This is a genomic window from Saccharothrix sp. S26, from assembly GCF_021390395.1.
GTDB lineage: Bacteria > Actinomycetota > Actinomycetes > Mycobacteriales > Pseudonocardiaceae > Actinosynnema.
On the sequence record NZ_JAJUWT010000018.1, the window covers coordinates 1 to 14,066 of the forward strand.

11 protein-coding genes are annotated in these 14,066 nt (G+C 72.6%); 3 read left to right on the plus strand and 8 right to left on the minus strand.

Annotation, left to right across the window (positions count from 1 at the left end; all coding sequences use genetic code 11):
• The coding region (locus tag LZG04_RS27040) for a galactokinase family protein (protein WP_308199336.1) at nt 1-373 on the minus strand (373 nt) is incomplete at its 3' end.
• Nucleotides 374-893: 520 nt separating this feature from the next.
• Here LZG04_RS27040 and LZG04_RS27045 point away from each other — a divergent pair.
• A complete protein-coding gene (locus LZG04_RS27045; RefSeq protein WP_233821833.1) occupies nt 894-2,363 on the plus strand; it encodes a hypothetical protein in 1,470 nt (489 codons plus the stop codon).
• Between the two features lie 288 nt (nt 2,364-2,651).
• Complete coding sequence (locus tag LZG04_RS27050; RefSeq protein ID WP_233821835.1) at nt 2,652-5,792, plus strand: BTAD domain-containing putative transcriptional regulator; 3,141 nt, start codon at nt 2,652-2,654, stop codon at nt 5,790-5,792.
• A gap of 269 nt (nt 5,793-6,061) precedes the next feature.
• Here LZG04_RS27050 and LZG04_RS27055 read toward each other — a convergent pair whose 3' ends face one another.
• The 5 genes from LZG04_RS27055 to LZG04_RS27075 all read right to left on the minus strand — a co-directional run bounded on the left by LZG04_RS27055 (nt 6,062) and on the right by LZG04_RS27075 (nt 10,752).
• A complete protein-coding gene (locus LZG04_RS27055; RefSeq protein WP_233821837.1) occupies nt 6,062-6,892 on the minus strand; it encodes a DUF4097 family beta strand repeat-containing protein in 831 nt (276 codons plus the stop codon).
• A 28-nt stretch (nt 6,893-6,920) separates the two neighbouring features.
• The gene (locus tag LZG04_RS27060) at nt 6,921-7,670 is read right to left on the minus strand and encodes an ABC transporter permease (RefSeq protein ID WP_233821839.1); all 750 of its coding nucleotides are present in this window, start codon (nt 7,668-7,670) and stop codon (nt 6,921-6,923) included.
• Complete coding sequence (locus LZG04_RS27065) at nt 7,667-8,599, minus strand: ATP-binding cassette domain-containing protein (RefSeq protein WP_233821841.1); 933 nt, start codon at nt 8,597-8,599, stop codon at nt 7,667-7,669. Before LZG04_RS27065 ends, LZG04_RS27060 begins: the two co-directional genes overlap by 4 nt.
• A gap of 87 nt (nt 8,600-8,686) precedes the next feature.
• Nucleotides 8,687-9,916, minus strand: coding sequence for a cytochrome P450 (locus LZG04_RS27070; RefSeq protein WP_233821843.1), 1,230 nt, complete (start codon nt 9,914-9,916; stop codon nt 8,687-8,689).
• Nucleotides 9,917-10,089: 173 nt separating this feature from the next.
• Nucleotides 10,090-10,752 carry a lytic polysaccharide monooxygenase gene (locus LZG04_RS27075; RefSeq protein ID WP_233821846.1) on the minus strand — a complete coding sequence of 221 codons (663 nt, stop codon included), beginning with the start codon at nt 10,750-10,752 and terminating at the stop codon, nt 10,090-10,092.
• A gap of 235 nt (nt 10,753-10,987) precedes the next feature.
• On the opposite strand from LZG04_RS27075, the gene LZG04_RS43090 reads away from it, so the two are divergent.
• Nucleotides 10,988-11,653: a sigma factor gene (locus LZG04_RS43090; RefSeq protein WP_374202893.1), complete on the plus strand. Its 666-nt coding sequence runs from the start codon at nt 10,988-10,990 to the stop codon at nt 11,651-11,653.
• Nucleotides 11,654-11,700: 47 nt separating this feature from the next.
• Here LZG04_RS43090 and LZG04_RS27085 read toward each other — a convergent pair whose 3' ends face one another.
• Both LZG04_RS27085 and LZG04_RS27090 read right to left on the minus strand, forming a co-directional pair.
• On the minus strand, nt 11,701-13,230 hold the full coding sequence (locus LZG04_RS27085; RefSeq protein ID WP_233821848.1) for an MFS transporter: 1,530 nt from the start codon (nt 13,228-13,230) through the stop codon (nt 11,701-11,703).
• Between the two features lie 162 nt (nt 13,231-13,392).
• Complete coding sequence (locus LZG04_RS27090; protein WP_233821850.1) at nt 13,393-13,695, minus strand: hypothetical protein; 303 nt, start codon at nt 13,693-13,695, stop codon at nt 13,393-13,395.
• Nucleotides 13,696-14,066: the final 371 nt, after the last annotated feature.

Sequence of the window (14,066 nt, forward strand, 5' to 3'; positions counted from 1 at the left end):
CATCACCCGCGATCACCAGATCCGCACCACCCACCACACCCTCACCCCGCAACACCCACGCCACACCCGACGGGTACGCCGCCCAACCAGCCACCACACCCGGCTCCAACTCCGCCACCACCACCGGATCGGCCTGCTCGACCGTGCCGTCGTCGTGCAGGGTCGCCACCCTCAGCGTCCCGTCCTCGCGAGGTGACGCGGCCACCGCGGTCCGGTACGGCAACGCGAACGGCAGCACGAAACCGTCGTTGTAGTCCGTGTGCTCCCCGATCAGGTTCACCCGGCCGGGAGCCGACCACACGCCCTTCGGCGCGGACCCGACCAGGCGCTCGAACGCCGCGGCCGCCCGCCGCGCCGGACTCGATTCGTACACGGCTACTCCCCACGTCTCGGTGCCTGACTGGTGCGGTCGAGCGACCGGCAAGCCCCAACATCCAACACCGTGACCAGTACCCGTGTCGACTCTTGTTGGGTTTGCGCTCGTTGTCGCGGACTTGAACCTGCGTTTTCGTTTGTTTGCGATTGACAACGTTGACCAACCCTGGACACGCACGCGGGTCGAACGTTACCGTCGAGCCCTCGATGTTTGCGCAAACACCGAGTGATCGCAGCCCGGCCCAGCCTCTCTCACACCGTCGTGAAGGACAGCTGCCATGCCCCTGCTCCCCGTCCGCGCCCGCCGCCAGGGCCACCGGTCACCGCGTGCCGCCGCCGCACCGCGCCCGCTCGCACCGGACTCGCCGGAGCACTCCCCCGGCCGCACGCGCCGCTGACCGCCGCGCCCGGCCCGGCTGCGCGCCGCCGCAAGACCCCGCCACCGCTCGACGCCCCCGAACGCCCGCGCGTCGCGTTCCGGGAGGGCGGGTACCGGCTCACCCGACGAAGGAGAACCCATGATCAACCGCAGGACGGTGCTGACCGCGGCGGGCGCCGCGGCCGCGAGCACCGCGCTCGGCACGGCCGTCGCCCGCGGCGACGCGACCATCGGGGTCAACCCCGCCGTCAGTCATGGCACGTGGGAGGGCTGGGGCACCTCGCTCGCGTGGTGGGCCAACGTGTTCGGCGACCGGGACGACTTCGCCGACCTGTTCTTCACCACCAAGACCGTCACCTACAACGGCGCGGCGCTGCCCGGCCTGGGCCTGAACATCGCCCGCTACAACCTCGGCGCGTCCAGCTGGAACGCCGTGGGCACCGAACGCATGGTCGCCTCCCCGAACATCCCCCGGTTCAAGCAGATCGAGGGCTTCTGGCAGGACTGGAACAACGAGGACCCCGCTTCGTCGGCGTGGAACTGGAACGCCGACGCCAAGCAGCGCGCCGCGCTGGTGAAGGCCACCCAGCGCGGCGCGATGAGCGAGCTGTTCGCCAACTCGCCGATGTGGTGGATGTGCCTGAACCACAACCCCTCCGGTGCCGCCGACGCCGCCGACACCAACCTCCAGCCGTGGAACCACCGCCAGCACGCGCTGCACCTGGCCGTGACCGCCCGCCGCGCCCGCGACCAGTGGGGCGTGAACTTCCGCACCGTCGACCCGTTCAACGAGCCGTCCTCCGCCTACTGGCACGCCAACGGCACCCAGGAGGGGTGCCACATCGACGCCACCACCCAGCGCAGCGTCCTGGCGCACCTGCGCACCGAGCTGGACCGGCAGGGCCTGTCGGGCACCGGGATCTCCGCCTCCGACGAGACCAGCTACGACCTGGCCCGCACCACGTGGAACAGCTTCGACGCCACCACCAGGTCGTTGGTGCGGCAGGTCAACGTGCACGGCTACCAGGGCACCGGCGGTCGGCGCGACCTGCTGTTCAACGACGTGCGCGCGGCGGGCAAGGTGCTGTGGAACTCCGAGCACGGCGACGGTGACGGCACCGGCCTGACCACCGCCCGCTGCCTGCTGCTGGACTTCCGCTGGCTGCACCCCACGGCCTGGTGCTACTGGCAGGTGATGGACCCCACCGCAGGCTGGGGCGCGATCCGCTATGACGGCGGCACCCAGAGCGCGGGCGCGGTCGAGACCAAGCTGTACGTGCTGGCCCAGTTCACCCGGCACATCCGGCCCGGCATGCGCATCGTGGACACCGGCAGCGACCTCGCCGTCGCCGCCTACGACCCCGCCGGCCGCCGGCTGGTCATCGTCGCCGCGAACACCGGCTCCGCGCAGACCCTGACCTTCGACCTGTCCCGCTTCGCCCAGGTCACGGGCGGGACCAACGGCGTGGTGCCGCGCTGGTCCACCATCCCGTCCGGCTCCGACCGCTACACCCAGCGCCAGGACACCCGGCTCAGCGGCAAGACCCTGCGGGTGCCGTTCGCCGCGGGCCAGGTGCAGACCTTCCAGGTCGACGGCGTCGTGCAGTAGTCGCGCGCGGTGCGGGTCGGCGCCATACCGCCGGCCCGCACCGGGCCACCCCCGGTCCTGTGTAGACAGTCTTTGGGGTGGGGGTGGCCGAAGATCGCGTCCGATTGGTCCCGGCAGGACGGGTCGAGGCCGTCACCGTCGAACCCGCTCCGGGCAGCCGCCGACCGACGGTCGCGCGGCGGGAGGCGCGCGAGCCGCGGGGTCACGGCCAGGGCGAGGTCTTCCTCCGGCACCGACCCGCGTCGAGCAGCCGAGGGCCGCGTCACCGCCCGTGACACAATCGGCCTCGTGCAGATCGGGGTGCTGGGGCCGTTCGAGGTTCGCGCGGACGACGGCGTCGCCGCCGACGTGCCGGGCGCGCGGTTGCGCGGGTTGGTGGCCGCGCTCGCGCTCGAACCCGGTCACGTGGTCCCGAAGGCGACCCTGGTCGACTGGATCTGGGGCGAGCACCCACCCGCCGACGCCGCGAACGCCTTGCAGCGCCTGGTTTCCCGGCTGCGCAAGGCCCTGCCCGACGGTGTGGTCGAGGGGCACCCGAACGGTTACCGCCTGGCGGTGCCGCCCGACGCCGTGGACGCGGTGCGGTTCGAGCGCCTCGTCGCCCAGGCCCGCACCGACGACGGCCCGCGCCGGGTGCGGCTGCTGCGCGACGCCCTCGCGCTGTGGCGCGGCACGGCCATGCAGGACGTCGGCTTGCAGGACAGCGAGGCGTTCGACGCGGCGGTCACCCGGCTCGACGGCCTGCGCCTGACCGCGCTGGAGGACCGGTTCGACGCCGAGGTCGCCCTCGGCCACGGCGTGGACCTGATCCCGGAGCTGACCGATTTGGCGACCGCCCACCCCACGCGGGAACGGCTCGTCGCCGCGCTGCTGCGCGCCCTCGCCGCCGCCGGTCGCGACTCCGAGGCACTGGTCGTGTACGAGCGGACGCGGGAAGCGCTGGCCGACGCACTGGGCGTCGACCCCTCGCCGGAGCTGTCCACAGTGCACGTCGCGCTGCTGCGCGGTGAGCTGAGCCGCCGGGAGGAGCCGCGCAAGACCAACCTGCGCGCGGAGCTGACCAGCTTCGTCGGCAAGGACGCCGATGTCGCCGCGGTCCGCGAGCTCGTCGCCGAACAACGGCTCACCACGCTGATCGGGCCGGGCGGTTCGGGCAAGACCAGGCTGGCCGTGGAGACCGCGCGCACGCTGCTGGACGACCTGCCCGACGGCGCGTGGCTGGTGGAGCTGGCCGCCATCGGCCCCGACGGCGACGTGGCGCAGGCGACGCTGGCCGCGCTCGGCCTGCGTGACGCCCTGCTCGGTGAGGCGCCGAACGCGGAGCCGGTGGACCGGCTCGTCGCCGCGGTCCGCGACCGGGAGGCGTTGCTGGTCCTGGACAACTGCGAGCACGTGATCGAGTCGGCGGCGGCCTTCGCCCACCGGCTGCTCGGCGAGTGCCGGCGGCTGCGGGTCCTGGCCACGAGCCGGGAACCGCTGGGCATCACCGGCGAGGCGCTGTGGCTGGTCGAGCCGCTGGCCGTGCCGCCCGCGGACGCCGATGCCGCCGAGATCGGGGCCGCGCCTGCCGTCCGCCTGCTGCGCGACCGGGCGAGCGCGGTGCGCAAGGACCTCGCCGCGGACGACCGCGCGTTGGCCACGATGGCCCGCGTCTGCCGGGCCCTGGACGGCATCCCGCTGGCGATCGAACTGGCCGCCGCCCGGTTGCGCACCATGTCCCCCGACCAGCTCGCCCACCGCCTCGACGACCGGTTCCGCCTGCTCACCGGCGGCAGCCGCACCGCGTTGCCGCGGCACCGCACGCTGCGCGCGATGGTCGACTGGAGCTGGGAGCTGCTCACCGACGCGGAACGGGTCGTGCTGCGGCGGCTCGCGGTGTTCTCCGGCGGCGCGGGCCTGGACGCGGCCGAACGGGTCTGCGCGGGCGACACCGTCGAGCCGGACGAGGTGCTCGAGCTGCTCACGTCGTTGACCGAGAAGTCGTTGCTGGTCGCCGAGGGTGACGGCACGCCGCGCTACCGGATGCTCGGCACGATCAAGGAGTACGCCGCGCACCGGCTCGCCGAGGCGGGCGAAGCGGATCGGGCCCGCCACGCGCACCTGGCGCACTTCACCGAGCTGGCCGAGGCCGCCGAACCGCACCTGCGCCGCGCCGAGCAGGTGACGTGGCTGGCCGTGCTCGACGCCGAGCACGACAACGTGGTGTCGGCGATGCGCGGCGCGCTCGCGGCGGGCGACGCGCACGGCGCGATGCGGCTCGCGGCGGGCGGCGGCTGGTACTGGTGGCTCAGCGGGCACAAGTCCGAGGGCATGGAGCTGATCAACGCGGCCGCCGCCCTGCCCGGCGAGGTGCCCGACGAGGTCCGGGCCATGGTCCACGCCCTGAGGTCGATGTTCATCACCTCCGGCCCGGCCGACCAGCACCAGGCGGCGGAGGCGATCCACCAGGCCTACGAGTTCAGCCGCAGCGGTCGGCGGGGCAGCCCGCTGCTCGCCCTGGTCGTCCCGCTCGAACGCATGGTGCGGGAGCCGGAGTCGATGCTGTCGGCGTGGGATCCGCTGCTGGACCACGCGGACCCCTGGGTGCGGGCGCTGGCCCGGCTACACAAGGGCAAGATGCGGATCGTGCTCGGCCACGGCGGGCGTGAGGCGGACGAGCACCTGGAGGCGGCGCTGGCCGAGTTCCGCGCGATCGGCGAGCGGTGGGGCATGTCGTTCGCCCTGTCGGAGCTGGCCGACCGAATGGCCGTGCGCGGCGAGTTCGCCCGCGCGTGCGAGCACTACGACCAGGCGATCGCGGTGGTCAGCGAGGTCGGTGCGCCCGAGGACGTCATCCTGATGCGGGCGCACCAGGCCCGGCTGCACCGGCTGCTGGGCGACCACGACGCCGGCGCGGCGGCCCTGGCCGAGGCGCAACGGCTCGCGCGGCGGGTCACCTGGCCGGGAGCGCTCGGCATGCTGGCGCTGGCCAAGGCGGAACTCGCGCGGTTCGACGGCGAGGTCGAGCGGGCGCACGAGCAGTTGCGCGCCGCGACGGCCCTGCTGGGCGCGGAAGCCGACCACGCGAACATCCGCGCGACGACGCACGACCTGCTCGGCTACCTCGCCGACGACCTCGCCGAGTCCCGCGCGCACCGCGCGGCGGCCTGCCGGGCGGCGGCCGAGACGGGCCACGCACCCCTGCTCGCCCGGATCCTGGTCGGAGTCGCGGACCTGGCGCTGCGCCTGGACCGGCCCGAGCAGGCCGCCCGGCTGCTCGCGGCGAGCGCCGCCGTGCGCGGGCTGCCCGACCTGTCCCACCCCGACGTGACGCGGATCGAACGGGCCGCGCGGGAGCACCTCGGCGACGCGCGGTTCGCCGAGGCGACGCTGGAAGGCACGGCAACAGGCTGGTCCGAGCTGGTCGAGGCCACCCTCGCACAAGCATGACCACCGCCCACCGGGTCAGCCCGCCGCACCAAAGCTCCCCCACGACGCGCAGCTCGCCGAGGCGACGCCGGATGGCACGACGACAGGCTGGTCCGAGCTGGTCGAGGCCACCCTCGCACAAGCATGACCACCACCCACCGGGTCAGCCCGCCGCACCAAAGCTCCCCCACGACGCGCAGCTCGCCGAGGCGACGCCGGATGGCACGACGACAGGCTGGTCCGAGCTGGTCGAGGCCACCCTCGCACAAGCATGACCGTCGCCCACCGGGTCAGCCCGCCGCACGGTGGACGATCACGTCGCCGTGCCGGGTCCGGGCGTGGACGCTGACCTCGCCGTCGCACCGGTCCGGGTGCGGCACGACGGAGTTGCGCACCGACCCCCGCTTGCTGTCGACGTCCAGCCGCACGGCGACGCCCTCGCCGATGCCCACCCGGATGTCACCCGAGTGGTTGGACAGCTCGGCCCGACCCCGCGTCAACCGGCCGATCCGGATGGACCCGTCGCCGGTCTTGGCGGTGACGCTGCCGTCGACCCGGTCGAGGTCGAACCCGCCGCTGCCGCTGCTGAGGTCGAGGTCGGCGCGGGCGTGCCCGATCCAGGTCCGCCCGCCCGAGCTGGAGAGCCGGACCGCGCCCCGGACCTCGCCGATCCGCGCCGTCACCGAGCTGCCGTCGATCGTGGCCCGCCCGGCGATGTGGTCGACCGCCACCTCACCCGCGGCGATGTTCGCCCGCAGCGCCTCCACGCGGTCCAACCGGACCCGGCTCGACGCGGTGTGCAGCTCGCACTCGCCGAACGCGCCGTCGGCGTGCACGCCGGCGTGCGCGAGGTAGGCGACCAGGCCCGACCCGGCGGGCAGTTCGATCGTGATGGCGACCGAACCGGTCCTGGCGCCGGACACGGTCGTCTTGACCGACAACCGCCCGTCGGCGAAGTCGACCCTGGTCCGCTCCGCGACGCGGACGTCCGACCTGCTCGTCCGGTCGACCGGTTCGACCAGCACCACGGTGTCGGTCCGGTCGCTCGCGGTGACCCGCACCCTGGCCCCGGCGACGACGAGGGTGGCGGTGATGGGCGTGGGCGTGGCGAAAGCGGGCATGGCGCACCTCCCGTGCTCCCGCGGGTGATCAGGCCCGCTTCTTGAAGGTCGAGGACGCCCACAGGTAGCCGACGAGGGCGATGCCCGCGCACCAGGCGACCGCGGCGATCACGTCACCGGCGTCCGGCGCGCCGGCGACGAACCCGCGCAGGGACTCGATGATCGGCGTGAACGGCTGGTACCGGGCGAACTCCCGGACACCGGGGCCCATCATCTCCGCGGGCACGATCGCGCTGCTGAAGAACGGCAGCATGATCAGCGGCACCGCGGCCAGGCCCGCCGTCTCCGGCGACTTCGCCGCCAGTCCCAGCGCGACGGTCAGCCAGCCGGTCGCGAAGGCGAGCAGCAGGACCACGCCGACCACGCCGAGCCAGTCGAGCACACCCGCCGCCGGGCTGAACCCCAGCAGGAACGCCACCCCGACCAGGGCCGCGATGGCGACCACGTTGGTCAGCACGCCGGCCACGACGTGACCGGTCAGCACCGCGCCGCGCGGCACGTCCATCACCTTGAACCGGTTGATGATGCCCTTGGTCATGTCCGAGTTCACCGCGGTCGCGGTGGCACCCAGCCCGTAGCAGACGGCCAGCAGCATCAGCCCCGGCGTCGCGTAGTCGATGTAGTCGACGCCGACGTCGAAGGCGTCGCCGAACACGTACACGAACATCAGCATCATCACGACCGGCATCAGCACCGCGTTGAACACCGAGGTCGGATTCCGGGCGATGTGCTTGAAGTTGCGGCGCAACATGGTCGTCGAGTGGGACTTGGCGCTCATTTCGCAGCCTCCGCGGTGCGGCCCGTCAGGGCGAGGAAGACGTCGTCGAGGTCGGGGGTGTGCACGGAGAGCTCCTCCGCGTCGAGCGAGTGGGCGTCGAGCCGGTCGAGCAGGGCCCGCAGCGAACGCGTGGCGCCGTCGCCGGGCACCCGCAGGGCCAGCGCCTCGTCGTCACGGGTGCCGTCGGCGAACAGCCGCGCGGCCGCGTCGAGGTCGGCGGCGGTGGCGAACCTCAGCCGCACGTGCGTGCCCGGCAGCCGGCGCTTGAGCTCGTCGGGCGTGCCCTGCGCGACCAGGCGGCCCTGGTCGAGCACCGCGACGCGGTCGGCGAGCTGGTCGGCCTCCTCCAGGTACTGCGTGGTGAGGAAGATGGTCACGCCCTCGGCCACCAGGTCGCGGATGATCGACCACATCGTGCGGCGGCTGCGCGGGTCGAGCCCGGTCGTCGGCTCGTCCAGGAAGATGACCCGCGGGTCGCCGACGAGCGTCATCGCCAGGTCGAGCTTGCGGCGCATGCCGCCGGAGTAGGTCGAGGCGGGCTGGTGCGCCGAGTCCGCCAGCTCGAACCGCTCCAGCAGCTCGGTGACGACCCGCTCGTCCACCCGGCCGCGCTGGAGGTCGACCATCAGCCGCAGGTTCTCCTGCCCGGTCAGCAGGTCGTCCACCGCGGCGAACTGGCCGGTGACGCCGATCGCCGCGCGCACCGCCCTGGCCTCGGTCGCGAGGTCGTGGCCCGCCACGCGCGCCGTGCCGCCGTCGGCCGCGGTCAACGTGGTGAGCACGTTGGCCGTCGTGGTCTTGCCCGCCCCGTTCGGGCCGAGCAGGGAGAAGACGGTGCCCGCCGGGACCTCGAAGTCGATCCCGTCGAGCACCGCTTTGTCCCCGTACGCCTTGCGCAACCCGGAAACCGCAATCGCTGAACTGTTCATGCGGCCACTGTCGGCGTGCCGCCTGTCACCGCCCTGACACGACCCTGACACGGCCGCCGACACCGCGTCCGGTCACTTTCCCGCAGGTCAGAGCCGGTCCTGCTGCGCCCACGTGACCGGCAGCTCGTGGACGCCGTAGATGTTCATGTCGGTCCTGAGCCTCACCTCGTCCGCCGCGACGGCGAGCCGCAACGTCGGGAAGCGGCGCAGCAGCCCGGCGAAGCCGGCGCGCAGCTCGATGCGGGCCAGTTGCTGGCCGAGGCACTGGTGCACGCCGTGGCCGAACGCCAGGTGGCCGCGGGCCGTGCGGCGGACGTCGAGCGCGTCGGGGTCGTCGAAGCGCCGGGGGTCGCGGTTGGCCGCCAGCAGGGACACCACGACGGTCGAGCCCTTGGTGATCGTCTCGCCGCCGAGCTCGATGTCCTCGGTGGCGTAGCGGTAGAAGATGTCGGCGACGGACAGGTAGCGCATGAGCTCCTCGACGGCACCGGGCACCAGGTCCGGCTCGGCGCGCAACGCGGCCAACTGGTCGGGGTGCTCCAAGAGCGCGAAGGTGCCCAGCGACAACATGTTCGCGGAGGTCTCGTGGCCCGCCAGCAGCAGCAGGAACGCGATGCCGGTCAGCTCCTCGACGGTGAGCTCGTCGTGGCGGGCCAGGTCCGACAGCAGGTCCTCGCCGGGCTCGGCCCGCTTGCGCGTGACCAGCCCGGCCAGGTAGCCGGTCAGGCCGGTGAACGCGGCCATCTTCTCGTCGAGCGCGACGTCCTTCTCCATGAACTTCGCGGAGTCGGCCTGGAAGTCGGCGCGGTCCTCGTACGGCACGCCGAGCAGTTCGCAGATCACCAGTGACGGCACCGGCAGCGCGAACTCCGCGACCAGGTCGACCGGCGGGGTCAGCCGCGCCATCGCGTCGAGCTGCCGTTCGGCGATGTCGGCGATGCGCTCTTCGAGCTGCTTCATGCGCTTGACGGTGAAGGCGCCGGTGAGCATCCGCCGCAGCCGGGTGTGGTCCGGTGGGTCCATGCTGATGAACAGGCCGGGCACCTGCGGGGACGGTTCGGTGGCCACGGGCATGCCCGGCACCTCGTAGGGCACGTGCACGACCCCGAGGTCCTGGCGCGAGCTGAACCGGGTGTCGGCCATGAGCAGGCGGACCTCGTCGTAACCGGTGACGAGCCAGCCCTCGTGGCCGTCGGGGAACACCATCGGGCTGACCGGGCGGGTCTCGCGCAGCCGGGTGATCCGGCTGGGCGGGTCGAACGGGCCCGCGTCGCGGTCCATCGGGAGGCCGTGCGGGATGGGGGCCGTGTCGCTCATCGGGTGTCCTTCCGTGGCGGTTGTCGTCACCACGGTCGCCGCCGACCCGGACATGCCGCTGACACCGCCCTGACACGGCCCTGACACGGCACGGCGAAAGCCGGCCCGGCGCCAGTACCGCTGGCGCCGGGCCGGCACTCTCACGTGCGGACTCCCGGTGGACGGGCTCGCCGTCAGCCGAAGTTCACGTCACTGCACCACATGTAGGTCTGGTCGAGGTGCGAGGCCTGCCAGATCGTGAACACGACGTGGTGACCCCGGTACGCGCCGGAGGTCTGGACGTTGAACGTGATGTCCTTGGCCGGCGCGAACCGCCCGGTCTGCGTCACGAGGTCGAGGTTGCCCCAGCCGAGGCGCTGGGTCTTCGGGTCGAACCCGTTCTTGCTGACGTAGACGCGGAAGTAGTCGGCGCCGTGGCTGGCCTGGTCGTACAGGTGCATGGAGAAGCTGGCGCCGACGTTGGTCATCCGCCACGAGCCCGGGGTGTTGAGGGCGTTGTTGCGGGCCAGGGCGTTGCTGCAGAGCTGGCCGTCGGGCGTCGTGCCCTGGAAGTTGCCGCGAAGACCGTCCCGCAGCGCGCTCATCCAGTTCCACATGGTGTCGGCGTTGGCCTGGAACGCCTGGTAGCACATGGGGTCCTGCTGCTGCATGGCCGGGTTGGTGTGCTGGCTGCCCCAGGACTGCCAACACTGGTACGCGCGGGTGGCGGGACCGACGATCGTCCCGTGCGCCGAGGCGGTCGGCGTCGCGATGAACGTGCACGCCAGCAGACCGATGACCGCTGCGATGATGCCCCGCCGTCTGGTGACGGACCCGGAAGTACCACGGATACGCATCGATGGGCCTCCATATCTCCGGATAGGTGTGAGCGGCGGTGTGATCAATATGGGAGCGCTCCCAGAACGGTCAGCCTATCGGTCACTCAACGAAACTTCAACGAAACATTGAGTAGCGGTCGCGGCCACCCGAACGGCCTAAAAAGGATCTTTCCCCCACCGCTCCCCGCCGGGGCGAGCCGTGCCGACGACACGTGAACCCTTTCGCCGTGTCGGGGCCTCTCATGGGGTGAACGTGGTTGATCGCGGTTGGGCGAGTGAGCAGTTGATCCAGGCGGCGCAGGACGGTGACCCGGAGTCGCTGGTCGCGGTGGTGCACGGCGCGCACCCGCACGTGCGGCGGTTCGCCGAGAGCCTGTGCGCGTCACCGCAGGACGCCGAGGACGCGGCGCAGGAAGCGCTGATCATCCTGTACCGCAAGATCGGCTCCCTGCGCGCCACGGCGGCGCTCGCGTCCTGGATGTTCCGGATCGTGCGGCACGAGTACCTGCGCCGCGCCCGCCGCCTGCTCGACCACCACGACGAGGCCGGTCCCGCCCCGGCGGCGTCGGCCGAGGACGAGGCCCTCGAGCGCCTGGAAGCCGAACGCCTCGCCGAGGCGATCCGGGCGCTGCCCGACGACGTGCGCGTCCTCGCCGCCGTCCCCGAGGACCGGGCGACGGCGGCGAAGTGGAAGGAGAAGCACCGCATCCCGTTCCCCGTGCTCACCGGCCACCACGGGAGCCCGCACGACGTGGTCGGCTTGGGGAAGAAGGTCTTCGGCTCGATGCGGCAGTCCGGCAGCGTCCTCGTGGACCGCCAGGGCGTCGTCCGCCACGCCCACGGCGCCACCCTGCCCACGGGCAGCTACGACAAGGCCGGGATCGCGGCGGCCGTCGCGGCCCTGCGCGCCCCGGCCTGACCGGCGAGGCCCTGGTGGACGTCACGGCGTGACGCCCACCAGGGCGCTCAGCGGCCCTCCAGCACCGCGACCCGCTCGTCGGCGGCCACCGGCCGGGCCTTGCGCAGCGCGGTCATGCCGACCACCGCGAACACGACCACGACCACCGCGCCGATGCCCGCCACGGTGTGCAGCCCGGCGGCGAAGGCGTCCCGCGCGGTGACCAGGACGGCGTCCGCGAGCGGGCCGGGGAGCGTGCCCGCCGCCTGCGCCGCGCCGGCCATGCTGTCCGACGCCAGGGCGGCCGCGTCGGCGGGCACCCCAGCCGGAACGGACACCTCGTCGCGGTAGACCGCCGTGCCGATGCTGCCGAACACCGCGATGCCCATGGCGATGCCGAACTCGCCGCTCGTCTCCGACATCGCCGACGCGGCGCCGGCCTTGCGCGGCGGCACCGAGCTCACCACCATCTCGGTGCACAGCACGCCCTGCGGGCCCATGCCGAAGCTCGCGATCGACATGCCCGCCACCACGAACGCCACCCCGCCCGCGCCGGTGGCCTGCGTGAACAGCACGATTCCGCCCGCCGCGACGAGCATCCCGAACCCGAGCACGAACTCCGGCCGGAACCGCCGCGCGAGCCGCGGCGCGATCAGCGAGCCGACCACCACCGCGCCCGCCTGCGGCACCAGCCACAGCCCCGCCTGGGCCGCGGTGAACCCGGCGACCAACTGCAAGTACTGGCTGACGAGCAGGAACACCCCGCCCATGGTGAGCGCGCCGACCAGCATGATGCTCACCGCCGCGCTGAACGCCCGCACCCGGAACAGCCGCAGGTCCAGCATCGGGTCGGCCAGGCCGCGCTGGCGGCGGACGAACACCACGCCGACCGCCACGCCCGCGACGAGCACCACCGCGTTGAGCAGTGACACGCCGTCCTTCGCGGTCTCCTTGAGGGCGTAGACGATCGGCAGGATCGCGCCCAGCGACAACGCCACGCTCGCCGGGTCGAGCCGCCCGGCGGCCGCGTCGCGGTACTCCGGCAGCAGCTTCGGCGCGGTGGCCAGCAGCAGGACCATCACCGGCACGGCCATCAGGAACACCGAGCCCCACCAGAAGCGCTCCAGCAGCACGCCGCCGACCACCGGCCCGACCACCATGCCGCCCATGAAGCAGCTCATCCACACCGCGATCGCGGTCCCGCGCTGCCTGGTGTCCTGGAACATGTTGCTGATCAGCGCCAACGTCGACGGCATCAACGTCGCCCCGGCGACCCCGAGCGCCGCTCGCGCCGCGATCAGCATCTCCGGGCTGGTGCTGAACGCCGCCACGACCGACGCCGCGGCGAAGGCCGCCCCACCGGCCATGAGCAGCTTCCGCCGCCCGATCCGGTCACCCAGCGTGCCCATCGTGACCAGGAAACCCGCGATCATGAACCCGTAGACGTCGATGATCCACAGCAGTTGGGAGCTGCTCGGCCGCAGGTCCGCGGCCAGGTGCGGGACCGCCAGGTGCAGCACGCTCATGTCCAGCGACAACAGCAGCGTCGGCAACGCCAGCACCGCCAGCCCCCACCACTCGCGTCGTCCTGCCCTCATCATCGTCTCCCGGTGTCTCGGTCGGCTCCCGTCACCTTTGCGTCGAACGGCGACGGCCCGGATCGACATCGCGAGCCGAAAAAGACCGAGAAACTTCCGACGAGCACGCTGAGCGGTTGCTGATCACGCCGGCGGAGGTGCCCGGAAGCCGCGACCCGGGCGTCAACCCTCCTGCTCCCCCACCGCCTCCAGGCCGCTGGTGCCCACCGAGCCGATGAGGTTGGCCGGGTTGAAGCTGAACTCCACGGGCTTCTCGTACCGCAACGTGCCGATCACCTCGGCCAACCGGCTCACGGCGAAGTTGATGATGGGCGGCGACGCAGCGGCGTTCGGCGGCAGGGCGACGTCGTCGGCGTAGAAGGTGACGGTGCCCACGTGCTTCTTGTTCACGTCGAAGCAGTTGATCTGCGCCGCGTACGGGTGGTGGCTGAAGTGGGTGACGGTGTACGTCTCGATGGCGACCATGCCGCCAAGCTAGGTTCGCGCCGCCACACGGGTCGAGACGCCCGCGGTCCGGCGGAGGGGCAGCGAGGAACGCCCGAACGGGCAGGTGGATGACGTCCACCTGCCCGGACCGGCTGCTCCGGGCGCTGCCGGCGCGGGTCGTCGGCGGGCCGCGGGCTCGACGGGGCGGGCGCGGCACGTCCACCGACCGCACGGCCACCAGCAGGAGCACCGCGCCGCCGTTGTGGCGGGTGCGGTCGAACGCCGACCAGATGTGCAGCAGGGTGCCGGGCATTCCAGCAGGTCCGTCACGGCCACCCGGCGATGATCAGGTCGGACAGGGCGGTCCTGGTACGCTCGCCGCGATGATGAACACTTCGAGCAGATCGGAG

Coding starts and splice junctions, on each gene's coding strand:
- LZG04_RS27060 (WP_233821839.1), bottom strand. CDS start 7,670: ATGAGCGCCAAGTCCCACTCGACGACCATGTTGCGCCGCAACTTCAAG.
- LZG04_RS27045 (WP_233821833.1), top strand. CDS start 894: ATGATCAACCGCAGGACGGTGCTGACCGCGGCGGGCGCCGCGGCCGCG.
- LZG04_RS27090 (WP_233821850.1), bottom strand. CDS start 13,695: ATGGTCGCCATCGAGACGTACACCGTCACCCACTTCAGCCACCACCCG.
- LZG04_RS27075 (WP_233821846.1), bottom strand. CDS start 10,752: ATGCGTATCCGTGGTACTTCCGGGTCCGTCACCAGACGGCGGGGCATC.
- LZG04_RS27085 (WP_233821848.1), bottom strand. CDS start 13,230: ATGAGGGCAGGACGACGCGAGTGGTGGGGGCTGGCGGTGCTGGCGTTG.
- LZG04_RS27070 (WP_233821843.1), bottom strand. CDS start 9,916: ATGAGCGACACGGCCCCCATCCCGCACGGCCTCCCGATGGACCGCGAC.
- LZG04_RS27065 (WP_233821841.1), bottom strand. CDS start 8,599: ATGAACAGTTCAGCGATTGCGGTTTCCGGGTTGCGCAAGGCGTACGGG.
- LZG04_RS27055 (WP_233821837.1), bottom strand. CDS start 6,892: ATGCCCGCTTTCGCCACGCCCACGCCCATCACCGCCACCCTCGTCGTC.